Here is a 17,099-nt window from a genome sequence, read left to right as displayed (position 1 = left end):
CGGCCAGCAGCGCGCCGGCGGCCCGGTCACTGAGGGCCAGGACGCACCCGATTTCCGCCGCGATCGCCATTTCCTGTCCCTGAACGGGCGCGTCCGGAGCAGCAGCAGCCCGGGCAGTGTCTGCGTACGTCGCTGTGGCCTTGGCCAATAGTCCCGACACCCGGGCCTGGACCCCGGCACCCCCGGCGAGGATGTCCAGGCAACCGTCCGCAAGGCCGGCCAACGGATCAGCAGGGCAGAACGCCTCCGACCCCCAGCCCTCCGCTTCGGCAGTGAGCACAGCAAGAGCGGCATTGATGTCCTCAAACGCCTTCGCCACCGCCGCTTTCCCCATAAACCAATCATGACAAGGGGGTCTGACAATCCGACGGGCACGCGTAAAACCGGGGGCCACCCGTTCGGCGACCCCCGGTTTCTGGACAGCGGGTTACCCGCGGAGGCGCTCCATGCCCGGATCGAACAGCGGTTCCGCAGAGACCGTCGCGGCGATGCGCTTGCCGAAGTACTCGACCTCCACGGCGTCGCCCTCGGAAACCGACGCCGGCAGCCAGGCGTACGCGATCGGCTTGCGGACCGAGTAGCCGTAGGCCGCACTGGTGACGTAACCGGCTGCGGACCCGTTCACGTACACCGGTTCCTTGCCCAGCACGATGGAGGTGCCGTCGTCGACCGTCAGGCACCGGAGCGCCCGTGTGGCCGGCTGCTCCTTGCGTGCAGCAAGGGCCTCAGCACCCACAAACCCGGTCTTGTCCTTGGCAATGGAGAAGCCCAGGCCCGATTCGTAGGGCTGGTGCTCGGACGTCATGTCCGTGCCCCACAGCCGGTAGCCCTTCTCCAGCCGCATGCTGTTGAAGGCCCCGCGGCCGGCGGCAACGATGCCGTGCTCCTGGCCGGCTTCGAACAGCAGGTCCCACAGCTTCAGGCCGTACTCGGCGGTGGTGTACAGCTCCCAGCCGAGCTCGCCCACATAGGATAGGCGCATGGCCGTGACCGGGATGCCGCCCACCGAGATTTCCTTGGTGCGGAAGTACTTCAGGCCGTCGTTGGTGAGGTCGTCGGCGCTGACCTTGCCGATGACTTCACGGGCCAGCGGACCCCACAGTCCGATGCAGCAGGTGCTGCCGGTGATGTCGGCGACGTGCACCCACTGGGCCGGATCGGCGGCCGACTGCTTGCGGGCCTCAACCCGGAGGTAGTCGAAGTCCACGTTGCTGTTGACGCCAAGCTGGAATTCCTCCTCCGCCAGCCGTGCGACGGTCACGTCACTGCGGATGCCGCCGTCGTGCTCCAGCAGCAGGCAGTACGTCACGGCACCCGGTTTCTTGGCAATGTTGCCCGTGCTGACCCGGTGCAGCAAATCCTGCGCACCGGGGCCCACCACAGACAGCCGCTTCAGCGGCGTCATGTCGTACAGTCCGACGGCGGTACGCGTCTTCCACGCCTCGGCAGCCGAGATGGGGGACGAGTACAGGGCGGACCAGGCATCCCGCTCGGGCGTCTGCCACTCCTCCGGCAGCTCCTCGAGCAGGCCGCGGTTGGCCTCGAACCAGTGCGGCCGCTCCCAGCCGGCGGACTCCAGGAAGAACGCCCCCAGCTCCTTCTGCCGCACATTGAACGGGCTGACGCGCAGATCCCGCGGGGATTCCCTGGGCTGCAGCGGGTGCATGACGTCGTAGATTTCCACGAAGTTCTGCTGGGACGTCTCGCTGACATACGCGTCGGAGGTCTGCACCTTCTCGAAGCGTGTCAGCTCGCAGCCGTGCAGGTCCGTGCGGGACCGGCCTTCCACCAGCAGCTCCGCCATTGCCTTGGCCACGCCGGCCGAGTGCGTGACCCAGACAGCCTCGGCCACGAACAGGCCGTCGAGCTCGGGCGCCTCGCCCATGAGCGGGCCACCGTCGGGGGTGAAGGAGAAGATGCCGTTGAAGCCGTCCTCGATCGCGGAGCTGCGCAGCGCCGGCAGCAGGTCCTGGCTGTCCTCCCACGCGGGCAGGAAATCTTCCAGGGTGAACTCCAGCCGGGAGGGCATGCGGTGGTCCGACATTTCCTCTGCGGCGACCTTCGGCAGGGCGGACATGTCCACCGGCATGGGGCGGTGGGCGTAGCTGCCGATGCCGATGCGGTTGCCCCATTCGCGGTAGTACAGGTCCTTGTCCTGGTAGCGCAGGATGGGCTTGCTGGCACCCTTGGGAAGCTCGTTGACGCCTTCAAGTTCGGGCAGCGGAGTGCTGACCACGTACTGGTGCGCCAGCGGCAGAAGCGGCACCTCCAGGCCAACCATCTTGCCGAGCTCACGGCCCCAGAAGCCTGCACAGGAGACCACGATGTCTGCCGGGATCAAACCCTCCGACGTTTCCACGCCCGTCACCTTGCCGCCCTCCTGGGCGATGCCGGTGACGGTGGTGTTGCCCTGGTACGTCACGCCGGCCTCACTGGAGCGCTCGATCAGCAGCTGCACCGCACGAGCGGCCAGGGCCAGGCCGTCGGTGGGGATGAGCAGGCCGCCGAGGACCTCGCGGCCGCCGGTGAGCTTGCCGGTGTTCAGGAGGGGGTAAATCTTTTCGCATTCATCGGCGTCGACGATCCGGCTTTCCACTCCCCACGAGGTCATCACGCCCATCTTGCGGTGGAGATCGGCCAGCCGCTCCGGGGTGGTGGCCAGTTCCAGGCCGCCTACCTGGTTGAAGCAGGACTCGCCGTCCTTGCTCAGCGACAGGAACTTGTTGACCGTGTAGGTGGCGAATTCGGTCATGGTCCGTGACTGGTTGTTCTGGAACACCAGGCCCGGTGCGTGCGAGGTGGAGCCGCCGGCAAGTTCCAGCGGGCCCTGTTCCACCACCGTGATGTTGGTCCAGCCCCGGGTGGCGAGTTCGTCGGCAAGGTTGGTTCCGACAATGCCGGCGCCGATAATGACAACGCGTGGTGATGCGCTCATAAGTGTTGTTTCTCCTGTTTTGCGTGGGCGTTGGCGTTAGCGGAAGACGACGGTGCGGGTGTTGTTGAGCAGGACCCGGTGCTGGGAGTGCCACTTAACCGCGCGGGACAATGCCTGGGATTCGGCGTCTCTGCCTACCGTGACCAGTGCGTTCGGGTCCAGGCTGTGGTCCACCCGGAACACTTCCTGCTCGATGATCGGGCCCTCGTCCAGGTCTGCGGTGACGTAGTGCGCGGTCGCTCCGATGAGCTTCACGCCACGGTCATAGGCCTGGTGGTAAGGCTTGGCGCCCTTGAACCCAGGCAGGAAGGAATGGTGGATGTTGATGGCGCGGCCGCGGAGGCTGGCGCACAGGTCGTTGGACAGGACCTGCATGTAGCGTGCAAGGACCACCAGGTCGGCGTTGTACTCGGCCACAAGTTCCAGCAGGCGCGCTTCGGCTTCGGGCTTGGTAGCGGCCGTGACCGGGACGTGGATGAACGGCAGGCCGGCGGCTTCCGCCATGGGGCGGAGGTCCTCGTGGTTGGACACCACGACGGCGATTTCCGCACCCAGGCTGCCGGCGCGCCAGCGGAAGATAAGGTCGTTGAGGCAGTGGCCGAACTTGGAGACCATCACCAGCAGGCGCTGGGGGCGGCCGTCGTGGATGGCGAATTCCATGTCGAACTCATCGGCGACGGCAGCGAACTCCGCGCTGAGGCCTTCCGCGGAAACTTCGTTGTCTCCAGGGGTGAAGGCCGTGCGCAGGTAGAGCTTGCCGCTCATGTGGTCATCGAACTGCTGGTGTTCAACGATGTCGAAGCCGCGGTCAGCGAGGAATGCGGTGATGGCCCGGACGATTCCGGGGCGTTCCGGGCACGCAAGGGTAAGGACGTACTGCACGGTGTCGGTACCGCGGACGCCGGCAACGTCGCCGGCCTCCACGGTCGCATTACCGGTGGGGCGGCCCTCAAGGACTGTGGTCATGGTTTACTCCTGGTTCTTTGCGGGGGCTGGGGTGTCAGCGGGGGAAGCGGCGCAGGGGCCGCCGTCCGAACAGCGCTGATCACATTCATGCTTGGTAACGAGATCGAACTGGACGCCGCCGTGCTGGTCCACGCCGGTCCGGATGGCGCGCTCCACTACTGAGTCAGCCAGCCGCCGCCGCAGGGACAGCGGATCCCGGCGCAGGTCCTTCACCAGGGCGAAGCAGAGCAGCAGCATGACCAGCACGAACGGCAGGGCGGCCACGATGGTGATGCGCTGCAGGCCGGACAGTGCCTCCGAAGGCTCGTCTCCGCCGGCCAGCATCATCACGGCGGCAACCGCGCCGGTGAGGAGGCCCCAGAAGATGACCAGGCCGCGCTTCGGGTCCGAGGATCCGTTGGAGCTCAATGACGCCATGATGATCGACGCCGAGTCGGCTCCCGTGATGAAGAAGATGGCCACCAGAACCATGGCGAGGACGATGACCGCCGCGGTCAGCCAGGCCGGCATGGACATGTTCTTCACCAGGTCGAACAGGGCTCCGTCAAAGTCGATGGACGGTGACCCGCTGGCCATGGACACGAGGCCGGCCGTGCCTGCCTTATCCGCGTCCTCCTGGATCTTGAAGGCCGTTCCGCCGAAGATGCCAAACCAGATAACGCTGACGATGCTGGGTACCAGCAGGACGCCGGTGACGAACTGCCGGATGGTGCGGCCGCGGCTGATCCGGGCGATGAACATGCCCACGAAAGGCGTCCAGGACACCCACCAGGCCCAGTAGAAGATGGTCCAGCCGGACATCCAGGTGCGCAGGGCCTCGTCACCGACGGCCTCGGTGCGGGAGGACATCTCGGCCAGGTCCCTGGCGTAGTCGCCCACCGCGGCCGGGATGAGGTTGAGGATGAACAGCGTTGGCCCTGCGATGAACACGATGAGCGCCAGGACAACAGCCAGGACCATGTTGATGTTGGACAGCCACTGAATGCCGCGGCTGATGCCGGACACCGCCGAGGCCACGAAACACGCAGTCAGGATGGCAACGATGGCCACCAGGACGGGGGTACCGATCTCGCCGATCCAGCCGTTCGAACTGAGTCCGCTGCCGATTTGGAGGGCGCCGAGACCCAGGGAAGCCGCCGTGCCGAAGAGCGTGGCGAAGATTGCCAGGATGTTGATGAACTTGCCTACCGGCCCTTCCACCGTCCTGATGCCGAATAGAGACGTGAACGCCGCGGAAATCAGCTGCCGGCGGCCCAGGCGGTAAGTTCCGTAGGCCATGGCAATGCCGACGACGGCGTACATCGCCCAGGGATGCAGGGTCCAGTGGAAGATGGAGGTGGCCATGGCGGTCTGGATGGCCGCGGGGGTCCGTCCGTCCACCGTTCCCGGTGGCGGGGAGATGTAGTGGTAGAGCGGCTCGGCCACACCATAGAACATCAGGCCGATGCCCATGCCGGCCGCAAACATCATGGCGATCCATGACACGGTCCGGAACTCAGGCTTTTCGCCGTCCTTGCCCAGTGGGATGTTGCCCCACTTGCCCAGTGCCAGCCAGAGGACGAAAACAACGAACAGCGAGGCCAGGACCATAAAGAGCCAGCCGGTGTATTCCATCACCCACCCGAGGGCGGCTGTTGAGGTGGCGGCCAGGCTGTCCCGGCCGAGGAAGCCCCAGGCCACGAAGGCCAGGGCGAGGACACCGGTGATACCGAAGGTGGCCTTGTCGAGCGTGAGCTTGCGGTTCCGCCGTTCAGCCACGGCCTGTTCGGAACGGGTCTGGCGAAGCTCCTGCATGATCTGTTCGGTGTCCTCCGCGTCGTGGGAGTCGTGGGCGGAAGGGGAGTTTTCCGGTGCAGGAACGAGCTTGGGCTCCTCCAGCTCGTTGGGGGGTTGGGCATCCGTGCGGATGTCGCTGTTCAAAGCCATGTCAAGTCCTTTGGTTTGAATTCATGGGCTCACGCTGTGCTCCGGCGTCCCCAAACCGGGTGGAAGATCGGGGCTTCCTGTCATTCAGTGATCAAGGTCAGCTTTGCTTCCAACGCGGCGGCTGTTCCGTAAAGAACAACACGTCTCGCCATAAGCAACAGAGTGGCCCGAGTCACAGCCACCTGTCAAGGTTTTTCCGAAGTTTGAAGCCCTATTTCAGGGGTGCGGCTGCGCTGACAGTGGGCCGGCAGAAGGGTCAGGCATCGATAACGAGGTCCGTCTGCGCGGTGGAGCAGCAGGGCAGGAACTTGCCTGCTGAGATTTCCCGCGCCCGTATCCCGCCCTGGTGGTTCATCTCGACCTCTCCGGAAAGCTTGACGACCTTGCAGGAGCCGCACATGCCTTCCTTGCAGTTCGCGCCGATCCTGACGCCGGCGCGCTGGGCCGCCTCGAGGATGTGTTCGGTGGGGTCGATCCGGACATTGATGCCGGTGCGCATGAAGGACATGGTGAGGCTCCCTGTTCCCACCGTGCTGAAGGTGGAGGCGTCAGGGGAACCGGCTTCCGGTTCCATGCCCGGGCTGTCGACGGCGGGGGTGGAGCCGGGTGCTTCCGGGTGGGCGGTTTCCAGCGGCAGCCCTGAGGCCTGCAGCGTCCCGTCGGCGTCGTAGCCGGGCTCATAGAGCCCGAACGCGGCGGGCTGGCTTTCGTAGTAGTCCTCGGCGGATTCGGCGATTTCCTCGGCAATCTCCTCCGCGACGTCGGCGGCAAGTGACACTTCCTGCTGGTATTCAAGGAGGGTCTGACGGTCTCCGGAGAAGAACTCGATGTAAATGGAAGTGTCATCGACGCCGACCTTGTTGAGGAGCTCGGTGGCGGTGTTCAGGTAACCCTCGGGGCCGCATGCGTACACCTGCCGGCCGTTGGCATCGGGGGCCACCTCCTCGAGCATGGCCGCCGTCAGCCTTCCTTTGAGCCCTTCCCACCCCTCCGGTACGCTGCGGTCGCCCAGGGAATAGTGGACCTTGAAGCGGGAGTCCACGGAGGCGATGTAGGCCAGTTCCCGGTGGAAGGCAAAGCCTCCAGCATCCGAGCCGTGGTAGAGCACCACAACATCGGCGTGTCCGGGCAGGGAGTGGATGGTCCGGACCATGGACATGATGGGAGTGATGCCCGCGCCGGCAGCAAGCAGGAGATACCGTGCCCGCCGGTCGGCATCGGGCAGGTGGAATGCTCCCACCGGTCCGAGCATCTCAAGGACGGTGCCGGGTTTGACGTTCTCGTGCACCCAGGGCGAGACCAATCCCGTGGGGTCGCACTTGACGGTGATGCTGAAGGTCCAGGGCTCGGTGGGCGAACTGGACAGCGAGTAGCTGCGGTCCACCGGTTCCTGGTCCTCGCCATTGACGGGAAATGCGACGTTCACGTACTGGCCGGCACGGAACGCCAGCGGCGCACCGTCGCAGCGCCGGAACACGAAGGTCATCATGGCGCCGGCCTCGGGAACGGTCTCGACACATTCGGCCATGAACTCCTGCGGGTGCCATGGGCCCAGCGCACGGGCTGCCCGGGCAGGTGCCTCCGGGCTTCCCATCACCCTGTTCCACGGCATCTCAAGACCGCGGATACGCTGTGGTTCCTGGATGGCCGTTTCGGTGAGGAGTTCGATCATGCCAAGTGCTCCTGCACGCGCTGCACGTACCAATTGATGAATGCCTCGACCTGGTATTCGCTCTTCATGTAGGGACCGGGCTCGTAGGCGGGACTGCCGGCACCCTGCTGGCACAGCTCCACGAACGCCTTGTCCTGCAGGTTCGTTTGCTTCCAGGTGTAGGTGAGCTTCTCCAGGTCGTAGTCGACGCCTTCCACGGCGTCGTCAGCCACCAGCCAGGTGGTGCGCACGAGGCTCTGGTGTTCGTTGATGGGGAAGACACCGAACGTGATCACGTGGTCGCCGAGGAAGTGGAACCAGCTGTTGGGCTGCAGGTGCATCGAGCAGCGGCCAAGGCGGAAATCGGGCAGGTCGCCCAGCAGCTTCTTGGAAAGCCGCCGCCCGTCCGCGGAGAACGATTCACCCTCTCCATCGAGTGATTCCCGCGAAATCCGGATTCCCGCGATGCGGGTGTCAAGCTGCTCGACCACCTCGTAGGGAAGGCCGTAGCGGCGGCAACGCTCCTCAAGGGAGGACTGGGCGTCCTTGTTCCGGTTCCACACTTCCTCAAGGTGGGGCGGGATCAGGCCCTCCGTCAGGCCCCAGGTGGGGAAGAGGGAGCAGGCGAGCTCAGGGTGGCCGTCGCAGTGGTAGCACTCACGGTTGTTCTCCATGACGAGCTTCCAGTTACCCTCTTCGATGATGTTCTGCTGGTAGGCAATTTTTGTCTTCGAGAGATCGTGGGGCGCCAGGTAGGGCTCAAAGATCTTTGCGGTTTCGTTGAAGTCCGTCGGCGGTTCATCAGCGATGCAGACGAAGATGAGTCCGGCGACCTCGCGGCCGTGGGCGCGTTTGAGGCCGAAGCAGCTCTTGTCGAACTTCGTTTCCCCCGGCGCGGAGGCATGGATCAGATTGCCCTCCGGGGAGTAGGTCCAGGAGTGGTAGCCGCAGACCAGGTTTCCGGTTGACCCGGCAGCTTCGGTGAGGACCCGGGCGCCGCGGTGGCGGCATACGTTGTGCAGGACATTGACGGCGCCGTCATCGTTGCGCAGCACAATCAGGGAGTAGGGCCCGTAGTCGACAGTGACGTAGTCGCCCGGCTCCGGCAGTTCGGCGGTGCTGGCGGCAAAGATCCAGTGCTGGCCGAAAATGGCCTCCATGTCGATGTTGAAGATCGAACGATCGGTGTAGAAGGGGGCATCGAGGGAGTAGCCGGTGCGCCGGAACTCAAACAGCGCGCTGATTTCTGCCAGCTGCTCGGCAGGCAGGGACGCAGCGAGTTTTCCGCGTGAATTGAGGGGCACGTTCACTGAAGCAGTCATGGGTTTCCTCCCGGGAGGCATGGGTAGTGGGTGTTGCGTTGGCCATGCGTGCGCGGGGTGCTACCGGCATGGTCGAAGTAGTTGTACTGATGAGATTAGGGTCACAGCAGCTGCAACAAAAGCGCAAGATTTTGAAGATCACCATGCACAATGGATGCATGATCGATCCACGGCTCATAACCCTTCGGGTGTTTGCCCGGTGCGGAACTGTCGGCGCAACCGCGGAACTCACGGGCTATTCTCCCTCGGCCGTCTCCGCGCAGTTGCGGGAGCTTCAGCGCGTGCTGGGAATGCAGCTGCTGACGAAGGACGGCCGGGGTGTACGGCTGACCGCCACGGGCCGCTTTCTCGTGGCGGGCTCGGATACCCTCATTGCCCAGTGGGAGAGCCTGCGCGCCGCAGCCATGGAGGCCGGCGACCAGGTGCAGTCCCACTTTGGCCTCGGCGGATTTTCCACTGCAGCCGCACAGTTGCTCGCGCCGCTGGCCGCCACCTTGCGCTCAACACGCCCCCTGCTGGAGGTGCAGGTTCTTGAGGCTGATCCGGCCCGCTGCTTCGACTTGTTGGTTGCGGAACGAATCGACCTTGCAGTCATTGTCGCCATGCAGTCGGACAATTATGGTGAGGACGATCCGCGCTTCGAGCAGAGAGTTCTGCTCGATGATCCACTGGACGTGATCATTCCCGGAGACCATCCGCTGGCAGCACGGGAAACAGCGACGCTCGAAGAGCTGGCATCGGAACCGTGGATCACGGAGACCGCCGGTTCCACGTACCATTCCCTCTTTACCGCGGCGTTTACAGCAGTCGGCGTGACACCGCGGATTGCGCATGAGGCCGTTGAATGGGAAACCCAGATCGCGTTCGTGGGTGCGGGGCTGGGCGTCGGCCTGCTGCCCCGGCTGGCGCCCTTGCATGGTGCCGAGAACGTGGTTCGGCTACGCATCACCGGCAAGGCAAAACCCACGCGCCGTATCGTCGCCGCGGTGCGCAGGGGCAGCATCGTCTCACCCCTGATTCAGGAGTCGCTCCGCATCCTGCAGGCTAATGCCAATCGGATCCTCACTGCCCGTCCCGAAGAGGATCTCTAAGCGCTGCCGGCACGGGGTGTCCTGGCGTTCGGCAGCTTCCTTATCCTCCGCTGGACGCTGATGCCTTAGCGGCCGGTGTAGCCCATCTTGGCGCTGACCTGCAGCCCGCCGTGCTTCAGCGCTTCGATCAGTCCCGGGATCCCTTCCGGATCAAAGCGGAAGGCCGGGCCGGAGATGCTGATGGCCCCGATCACGGCACCCATGTGGTTGTAGACGGGAACGGCGGCCGCCGTCAGTCCGATCTCGAATTCCTCGCGCACCACCCCATAGCCGTCGCGGGCGACGGCGAGCAACTGGTTTTCAAGTTCCTTGCGGTTGGTGATGGTCCGGGGAGTCCGCGACGGCAGGCCGGTCTCCTTCAGGATGCGGTCCCGATCCTCGGCCGGCAGCGCGGCAAGCAAAACCTTCCCGCTCGAGGTGGCGTGCAGAGGCGTCAGGTTGCCCACCCAGTCATACGTGGCCAAGGTCGAAGGCCCCATCGCCTGGTCCACGTTAACGGCATAGTTGGAGCGCAGCACGGCGAGGTTCACCGTCTCCTTGAATTCCTCCGCCAGGCTTTCCAGGACGGGGCGCGCCTCCCGGACCAGGCTGAGCCTGCCCGGGATGGAGCTGGCCAGGCGCAGGATGCCGAAGCCCAGCTGGTACTTTCCGCGCTCGCTGTTCTGATGGACCATTTCCCTCGCCACCAACGAGCCGAGCAGGCGCGAGACCGTGGACTTATGGATGCCCATCTCCTCGGCGATGTCACTGACGCCGGCATGGCCGTCCCGCGCCAGGATTTCCAGCACCGCAAGTGCCCGGTCAACGGACTGAACTCCTCCGGACTGACCGCCCTCACCATCAATGTCAGATTCAGGGTCAATGTTCGAAGCCATGATCCATACTCTCGAGTAGTTTCTGCGGCTCGCTCTCCCGCAATGAGGCCGCCTGAAGCGTCCTCCCGGCTAGTTCCACACGTCCGATCCTAGACTGCGGACTGTGACGGAGCTGACATGGCGTCAAGTGGCTTAACGCAATCCGCTGCTGTGTGCGAGCGCAATCGCTTCTGTGCGTGAGGACGCCCCGATCTTCCGGAAGATGTTCCTGAGATGAAACTTCACGGTGTTTTCACTGATGTGAAGCTGCCCTGCGATGGCGCGGTTCCGCTGGCCGGCAGCCAGCAGTTGGAACACCTCGAGTTCCCGCTCCCCGAGCTTCCATCCCGCCACGTCGGCGGGCTGGCGTGATGGCGGATCGAGCGGAATGGTGACAGCGATATCGGCACCCCAGCCTGGCATTACGTCCACCCCCATGCTCCCGTTGAGCACCTCAACGCGTTGGACGAGGCGCGCCATGGCCGGTGCCGACGCCGACAGTTCCCCGGGTCCGTCGTCGCGCACGTTGATGAGGAGGTTGACACCGTCGCAATCCCATTGGGTGCGGATTCTGCGCACTCCGTCCTGGTCCACCATGGCCAGGACCAGTCCGCGCACGATCGCCCTGGCAGCATGCGCCACCTCGCCGGGCAGCGCCCGGCCGTTTACCGGCGGCTCGATGAACTGCACGTCGATCCCGCTGAAGTTCATCAACGGCCGCAGGTCCTCGCGGAGGCGCTGGAAAGCGGAAGCCACAGGTTCTTCGACAAGGTCCGTGGTGCGGTCGCTGAGGGTGCGGAGTCCCACCAGCGCCTTGGCGGCGACATCCGTTGCTGCCGTCCGGGCAGCGGCGTCGGCAAGCGCCGGCGACCTTAGCGCCGAGAGCAGGGTTTCGAGGGTGGTGGATTGCTGGTCCACGAGTTCCGCCGTCACCCGAAGGCGTTCCGCCGAGGCGGCGCGGGATTCGATAAGGTACGACGGCGGCGCATCAGCCACCTTTTCGCGGATCCGCTCGGCTGCCAGCGTCCAGAGGTAGCGGAGGATCCACTGTGCTTCCCCCTCGGCGGCGGGGTCCTGTGATAGACGGAGGGGGCTGGGCTGGGGGTGCGGGCTGGGTTGCGGGTCCGTAAGGACCAGCATCGCATTGCTTGGCGACGAGAAGGCGAGGACCGGGCGTACGTCACCGCCAAACGCGGCTTCGCCGCGCCAGGTATTGCTGCCTCCGTCGTCGGTGAGTGAGGCCCTAATGGCATCCAGTTCGGCGATGGACACCCGGCTGATGATGGCCTCATCACCGGCCTTCTTCTGTGGCCTGCCGGTGCAGTCCTCGGTGAAGATCACCAGGGCGCTGGATGTGAGATAAGGGTCCATGGCCTCGTGCAGCCGGTGCGCTATGTCAATCAGCGGGGCCGTAGCCAGGGCGGCGACCGCTTCGAGCAGGGCTGTATTGGTGCGTTCCACGTGCCCAGTGTATGGGCAGGCGGGTGAGAACGACCTACCCCTTTGGGTAGTCAGAACCGTCCAATGATGGCGTTTTACCTACCCTGCGGGCGGGCGACGATGAATGCGTCACAACGTTGAGAAGGAGGTAGTCGCCATGAGCGCCATCACAGAAACTGAGACGGCGGCCCTGACCGGAACACCACGGGCTTTTGACCGCAACCGGATCCTTGTCCTGGACGAGATCAGCGACGTCTTCCAGCGGGTTGACCCGGCAGAGGTCGCGGCCCTGGTGACAGAGCTGCGGCTGGCGGACAGGATCTTCGTGACCGGCGCCGGACGGAGTGGCCTTGTCCTGAAGATGGCGGCGATGCGGCTGATGCATCTTGGATTGACCGTGCATGTGGTGGGCGAAACCACGGCGCCGGCCATCCGCGCGGGTGACTTGCTGCTGGCAGCTTCCGGTTCCGGAACCACAGCGGGGATCGTCACGGCGGCGGAAACCGCCGCCGCGCAAGGCGCCAGGGTGGCCGCCTACACCACCAGCAAAGGTTCCCCGCTCGCGGCCGCCGCTGCCGCCGTCGTGCTTATCCCGGCCGCTCAGAAGACGGACCACGGTTCGGCTCTGACGCGGCAGTACTCGGGGAGCCTCTTCGAGCAGGTGCTGTTCGCCACCACCGAGGCGGTGTTCCAAAGCCTTTGGGACGAGGATTCGTCCGCGCCCGAAGACCTGTGGCAACGGCACGCCAACCTCGAGTAAACCACCCACTCCCCTACCCATTTATCGAAAAACCGAAAGAGAAAAAATGAAGCTGCAAGTAGCAATGGATGTCCTCACCGTCGAAGCTGCACTCGACCTGGCCGGCAAAGTCGCCGAGTACGTGGACATCATCGAACTGGGCACGCCGCTGGTGAAGAACGCCGGACTCTCGGCTGTTACCGCCGTGAAGACCGCCCACCCGGACAAGATCGTGTTCGCGGACATGAAGACGATGGATGCCGGCGAGCTGGAAGCGGAGATCGCGTTCGCCGCGGGCGCGGACCTGGTGTCAGTCCTCGGCAGCGCCGACGACTCCACCATCGCCGGCGCCGTCAAGGCCGCCAAGTCGCACAACAAGGGCATTGTGGTGGACCTGATCGGGGTTACGGACAAGGTGGCCCGCGCGAAGGAAGTCCGGGCCCTGGGTGCCAAGTTCATCGAGTTCCATGCAGGGCTGGATGAGCAGGCCAAGCCCGGCTACAACCTGAACGTGCTGCTGACCGCCGGCGAGGAGGCCCATGTCCCGTTCTCTGTGGCCGGCGGCGTGAACCTTGCCACCATCGAGGCCGTGCAGCGGGCCGGCGCCGACGTTGCCGTAGTAGGCGGTTCCATCTACAGCGCCGACGACCCCGCCGTGGCAGCGAAGGAACTGCGGGCGGCCATTATCTAGGTCTTTTCGCTGGTTCCGGCCCGCAGGAAGCGGGCCCTGGTACATCACGACGGTGGCCCCGCATCTTTTTGATGCGGGGCCACCGTTCGTTTGGTGCCGTCACCGAGAGGTTGAATCCCGGCGGGTGTGATGCTTGACACTTCTTCATCACGGTCTTATTGTTGGTGCCAAGTCGTTTTAGCAAAACGATTTTTCACCCCAGTTCCTGTCTCGCATTTCCGTTCGAGAGAAAGTGAGTCGACAGCGATGTCCACTCGAAACACCATCAACAGGTTCGCCACCATCGGCGGCATCTGCACCGCCGTCGCACTGGCGGCCACCGGGTGCGGCGCAGGGGGCCCCACCACCACGGGTAGCGCCGGCACCAGCACAGTGAACGTCCTGGTCGAGGCCGGCGGCCACGCCGAGCTGACCGGCGTGGCGGAACAGTGCAAAAAGGACGCCGGAGTTGACGTGAACTTCGTCGAACTGCCCTACGACGGCATGTTCAACCGGCTTTCCAGCGAATTCTCCTCCGGCAACGTCTCCTTCGACGTGGCTGCCCTGGACTCCGTGTGGCTCCCCAGCTTCAAGGACGCCGTCCAGCCCATCGACGAACTCTTCACCGATGAGGCCAAGAAGGACATCTTCCCGGCCCTGGTCAAGGAAGCCAACGTGGACGGGCACTTCATCGGCATGCCCGCCTGGACCAACGCCGAAATTATCCTTTACCGCAAAGACCTCTTCGAGGACGCCAAGAACATGGCGGACTTCAAAGCCAAGTACGGCTACGACCTCGCAGCCCCCACCACCTGGAAGCAGTACCAGGACATCTCCGAGTTCTTCACCACGGATGGCATGTACGGAACGGACGTGAAGGGCGGGGTGGAAACAGAATGGCTGGCCCACGTCCTCCAGGCGGGGTCTCCCATGGTTCTGGACGGGGACAAGGTGGTCATCGACAACGAGGCGCACAAAGAGGCCCTGGACTTCTACGTAAGCCTCACCAAGTCCGCTCCGTCAGGTGCCGCGCAGGTTGACTGGGCTGCCGCTCAGAACCTGTTCAACCAGGGCAAGACGGCGATGACCCGCTTCTGGGCCCACGCCTACCGGCAGATCCCCAAGGACTCCGCCGTGGCCGGCAAGGTGGGAACAGCGCCCATGATTGCCGGATCCGCCGGCATCGGAGGCGTTCCGGGACCGTGGTACCTGACAGTCCCCAAGGCCACCAAGAACGCTGATGGCGCCAAGAAGTTCGTCAAGTGCGCCTACGACTACAACGACAAGGGCATCGAATCCAGCCTGGGCCTTGCTTCCCGCATCTCCGCCTTCGAGAAGTACCAGGACAAGGAAGGCTACGAAAGCTTCGGACCCCTGATCGAGACCCTCAACGGCGAGGCCACCGCCACCCGCCCGGCCACCGAGAAGTGGCAGCAGATCGTGGACACGGTACTGGTTCCCATGCTGCAGAAAGCCGTGGCCGGCGGTGACTCCGCCGCCCTCCTCGCTGACGCCAAGAAGCAGATCGAGGACCTCCTCAAGTAAGACCCCCGCGGCCGGCACCTGCCGAAGAGGCACAGCAAGCCCGGTGCCGGCCGCGGCCCCCAACCAGCGGAAGAGAAAACCGTGCGTATCTCCGATCGCCGCTTCGCATTGTTCCTGATGACACCAGCGGCGCTGTTCCTGGCAGTGTTTGTCGCCTTCCCCCTGTTCCGCCTCGTGGCGGACAGCTTCTTCAAGATCTCGCCAATTGCCGGCGGCCCCCGCGACTTCGTGGGCCTGGATAACTACTTCCGGGCCTTCGCCTCCGAAGCCTTTATCGGCGCAGGTTGGCGGACCCTCGCCTACACCTTGATCGTGGTCACCCTAGAATTCGCCCTCGGCCTGGGCATGGCGCTGCTGTTCACCACCCTGGGGCGCAGCTCCCAAATCTGGCGGACCGTGTTTATGTACCCGTTGATGATCGCCCCGATCGTGGCAGGCCTCCTCTGGAAGTTCCTGATGATCGACAACTTCGGGCTCATCGGGACCCTCCTGCACCAGGCCGGCATCCTGTCCAACCCCAACCAGATCGGCTGGCTCTCGGACCCGAACATCGTGCTCTACTCCGTAGCCATTCCGGACATTTGGCTGACCACATCGTTTATGTGCCTGGTGCTCTTCGCCGGGCTGCAGAACATCCCAGGGGACCTGATTGAAGCAGCACGCCTGGACGGCGCACGCGCACCCGCCATGCTGTTCCGCATCATCCTGCCGCTCCTGCGTCCGGTCATCGCCGTCGCCCTGGTGGTCCGCGGCATCGACGCGGCCCGGGCCTTTGACACCATCCTTATCCAAACCAACGGCGGCCCCCAGTCCGCCTCGGAAACCATGAGCCTGCTGATCTACCGGACCATGATCCGCTTTGGGGATCCCGGGTTGGCCAGCGCCATGGGCACCCTCTACCTGCTGGCCATGCTGGCCGTCGCGTTCATCGCGGTGTCCACCATCTGGCGGCCAGGAAAGGACAACTGATGCGCGTCGCCGAGCGAATTAAGAACGACGGCGGGAAGGCAGCTCCCGCGGCTGCCGGGCCTTCCGCGCCAAGCACCACAAGCGGCAGCGGCAGTGGCCGCAAGCGCCGGGGCGTCAACCGCGAAGGCCTGGAAGCGGGCCGGCGGAGCACCAGGACCCTGCTGTGGATCCTCCTCGCGGCAGCCATGGTGCTCTACGGTTTCCCGTTCCTGTACCTGCTTTTCACATCCTTCAAGACGCCGATCGACACGATTGCGGTGCCGCCCACCATCCTTCCCCGGGAATGGACGCTGGAGAACTACACCAACGCGCTGGGCCGCAGCGGAGTCCTCGCCTCCTTCATCAACAGCATCCAGACGGCCATCATCAGCACCGTGCTTTCGCTGGTGCTGGCGGTACCGGCGGCCTACGGCATCACCCGTTACAAAACCCTCAGCGGCAGGATCTTTATCATGGCCGCGCTGGTAACCCGTATGGTGCCGCCGGTGGCGATCGGTATTCCGCTGGCTTCGATGATGGCATCCATGGGTTTGTCCGATACGCCCATCGCCCTGTCCATTGCCCACACCACTATCTCGCTGCCGCTCTCGATCTGGCTGATGTCCAGCTTCTTTGAAGCCGTGCCGAAGGACCTGGAGGAAGCTGCCACCGTGGATGGTTGCAGCAGGCTCGGAGCCCTGTGGCGGGTGGTGATCCCGGTGGTCTCCGGCGGCATCGCGGTCACCGCGATCTTCGCCTTCCTGGCGTCCTGGAACGAGTTCCTCTTCGCACTCCTGATGACAGCGATCCGCTCCCAGACAACGCCCGTGGTGATCGCGAACTTCCAGACCCAGTTCGGCCTGGACTGGGGATCCATGACGGCGCTGGCGGCGGTCTACTCCATCCCGGTCATCATCCTGACCCTCCTCTTGCAGCGCAAGATCGTCGCAGGGATGACGCTCGGCGCCGTCAAGGGCTAGGCAAAGCAACGAGTAGCCTACTGGTAACCCCC

At 64.5% G+C, this 17,099-nt stretch carries 13 protein-coding genes and 1 pseudogene; 6 read left to right on the top strand and 8 right to left on the bottom strand.

Annotated elements, in window-relative coordinates; all coding sequences use genetic code 11:
* The 6 genes and pseudogenes from AC5RV1_RS12760 to AC5RV1_RS12735 form a co-directional block, all read right to left on the bottom strand.
* Nucleotides 1–334, bottom strand: a pseudogene (locus AC5RV1_RS12760) (HNH endonuclease signature motif containing protein); the annotation flags it as partial.
* Between the two features lie 93 nt (nucleotides 335–427).
* Entirely contained in the window at nucleotides 428–2,935 is a 2,508-nt protein-coding gene (locus AC5RV1_RS12755; RefSeq protein ID WP_493994814.1) for a GcvT family protein, read from the bottom strand.
* Between the two features lie 36 nt (nucleotides 2,936–2,971).
* Nucleotides 2,972–3,901, bottom strand: a complete 930-nt coding sequence (gene purU / locus AC5RV1_RS12750) for a formyltetrahydrofolate deformylase (protein WP_493945924.1) — start codon at nucleotides 3,899–3,901, stop codon at nucleotides 2,972–2,974.
* A gap of 3 nt (nucleotides 3,902–3,904) precedes the next feature.
* Nucleotides 3,905–5,827 carry a BCCT family transporter gene (locus AC5RV1_RS12745; protein ID WP_493994813.1) on the bottom strand — a complete coding sequence of 641 codons (1,923 nt, stop codon included), beginning with the start codon at nucleotides 5,825–5,827 and terminating at the stop codon, nucleotides 3,905–3,907.
* Nucleotides 5,828–6,083: 256 nt separating this feature from the next.
* Entirely contained in the window at nucleotides 6,084–7,499 is a 1,416-nt protein-coding gene (locus AC5RV1_RS12740) for a ferredoxin reductase (protein ID WP_493945922.1), read from the bottom strand.
* Complete coding sequence (locus AC5RV1_RS12735) at nucleotides 7,496–8,800, bottom strand: aromatic ring-hydroxylating oxygenase subunit alpha (protein WP_493994812.1); 1,305 nt, start codon at nucleotides 8,798–8,800, stop codon at nucleotides 7,496–7,498. The genes AC5RV1_RS12740 and AC5RV1_RS12735 overlap by 4 nt, the downstream gene beginning before the upstream one ends.
* Before the next feature lie 158 nt (nucleotides 8,801–8,958).
* Here AC5RV1_RS12735 and AC5RV1_RS12730 point away from each other — a divergent pair, with 158 nt between their 5' ends.
* Entirely contained in the window at nucleotides 8,959–9,891 is a 933-nt protein-coding gene (locus AC5RV1_RS12730) for a LysR family transcriptional regulator (protein WP_493945920.1), read from the top strand.
* A gap of 65 nt (nucleotides 9,892–9,956) precedes the next feature.
* Here AC5RV1_RS12730 and AC5RV1_RS12725 read toward each other — a convergent pair whose 3' ends face one another.
* A complete protein-coding gene (locus tag AC5RV1_RS12725; protein WP_493945919.1) occupies nucleotides 9,957–10,766 on the bottom strand; it encodes an IclR family transcriptional regulator in 810 nt (269 codons plus the stop codon).
* A 132-nt stretch (nucleotides 10,767–10,898) separates the two neighbouring features.
* Nucleotides 10,899–12,206: a LuxR C-terminal-related transcriptional regulator gene (locus tag AC5RV1_RS12720; protein WP_493994811.1), complete on the bottom strand. Its 1,308-nt coding sequence runs from the start codon at nucleotides 12,204–12,206 to the stop codon at nucleotides 10,899–10,901.
* Nucleotides 12,207–12,342: 136 nt separating this feature from the next.
* On the opposite strand from AC5RV1_RS12720, the gene hxlB reads away from it, so the two are divergent.
* The 5 genes from hxlB (at nucleotide 12,343) to AC5RV1_RS12695 (ending at nucleotide 17,067) form a co-directional block, all read left to right on the top strand.
* A complete protein-coding gene (gene hxlB, locus AC5RV1_RS12715) occupies nucleotides 12,343–12,945 on the top strand; it encodes a 6-phospho-3-hexuloisomerase (RefSeq protein WP_493994810.1) in 603 nt (200 codons plus the stop codon).
* Nucleotides 12,946–12,991: 46 nt separating this feature from the next.
* Nucleotides 12,992–13,615 (top strand): 3-hexulose-6-phosphate synthase, encoded by a 624-nt coding sequence (hxlA, locus tag AC5RV1_RS12710; protein WP_493994809.1) that lies wholly within the window; start codon nucleotides 12,992–12,994, stop codon nucleotides 13,613–13,615.
* Between the two features lie 246 nt (nucleotides 13,616–13,861).
* Nucleotides 13,862–15,139 (top strand): ABC transporter substrate-binding protein, encoded by a 1,278-nt coding sequence (locus AC5RV1_RS12705; RefSeq protein ID WP_493994808.1) that lies wholly within the window; start codon nucleotides 13,862–13,864, stop codon nucleotides 15,137–15,139.
* Between the two features lie 81 nt (nucleotides 15,140–15,220).
* Nucleotides 15,221–16,108, top strand: a complete 888-nt coding sequence (locus tag AC5RV1_RS12700) for a carbohydrate ABC transporter permease (RefSeq protein WP_493994807.1) — start codon at nucleotides 15,221–15,223, stop codon at nucleotides 16,106–16,108.
* Nucleotides 16,108–17,067, top strand: a complete 960-nt coding sequence (locus AC5RV1_RS12695; protein ID WP_493994806.1) for a carbohydrate ABC transporter permease — start codon at nucleotides 16,108–16,110, stop codon at nucleotides 17,065–17,067. Before AC5RV1_RS12700 ends, AC5RV1_RS12695 begins: the two co-directional genes overlap by 1 nt.
* Nucleotides 17,068–17,099: the final 32 nt, after the last annotated feature.

It is taken from the genome of Arthrobacter sp. Hb9-2, assembly GCF_059091165.1.
Note: the sequence above shows the minus strand (reverse complement) of the source record. Positions and strands in the feature narration are given on the sequence as shown.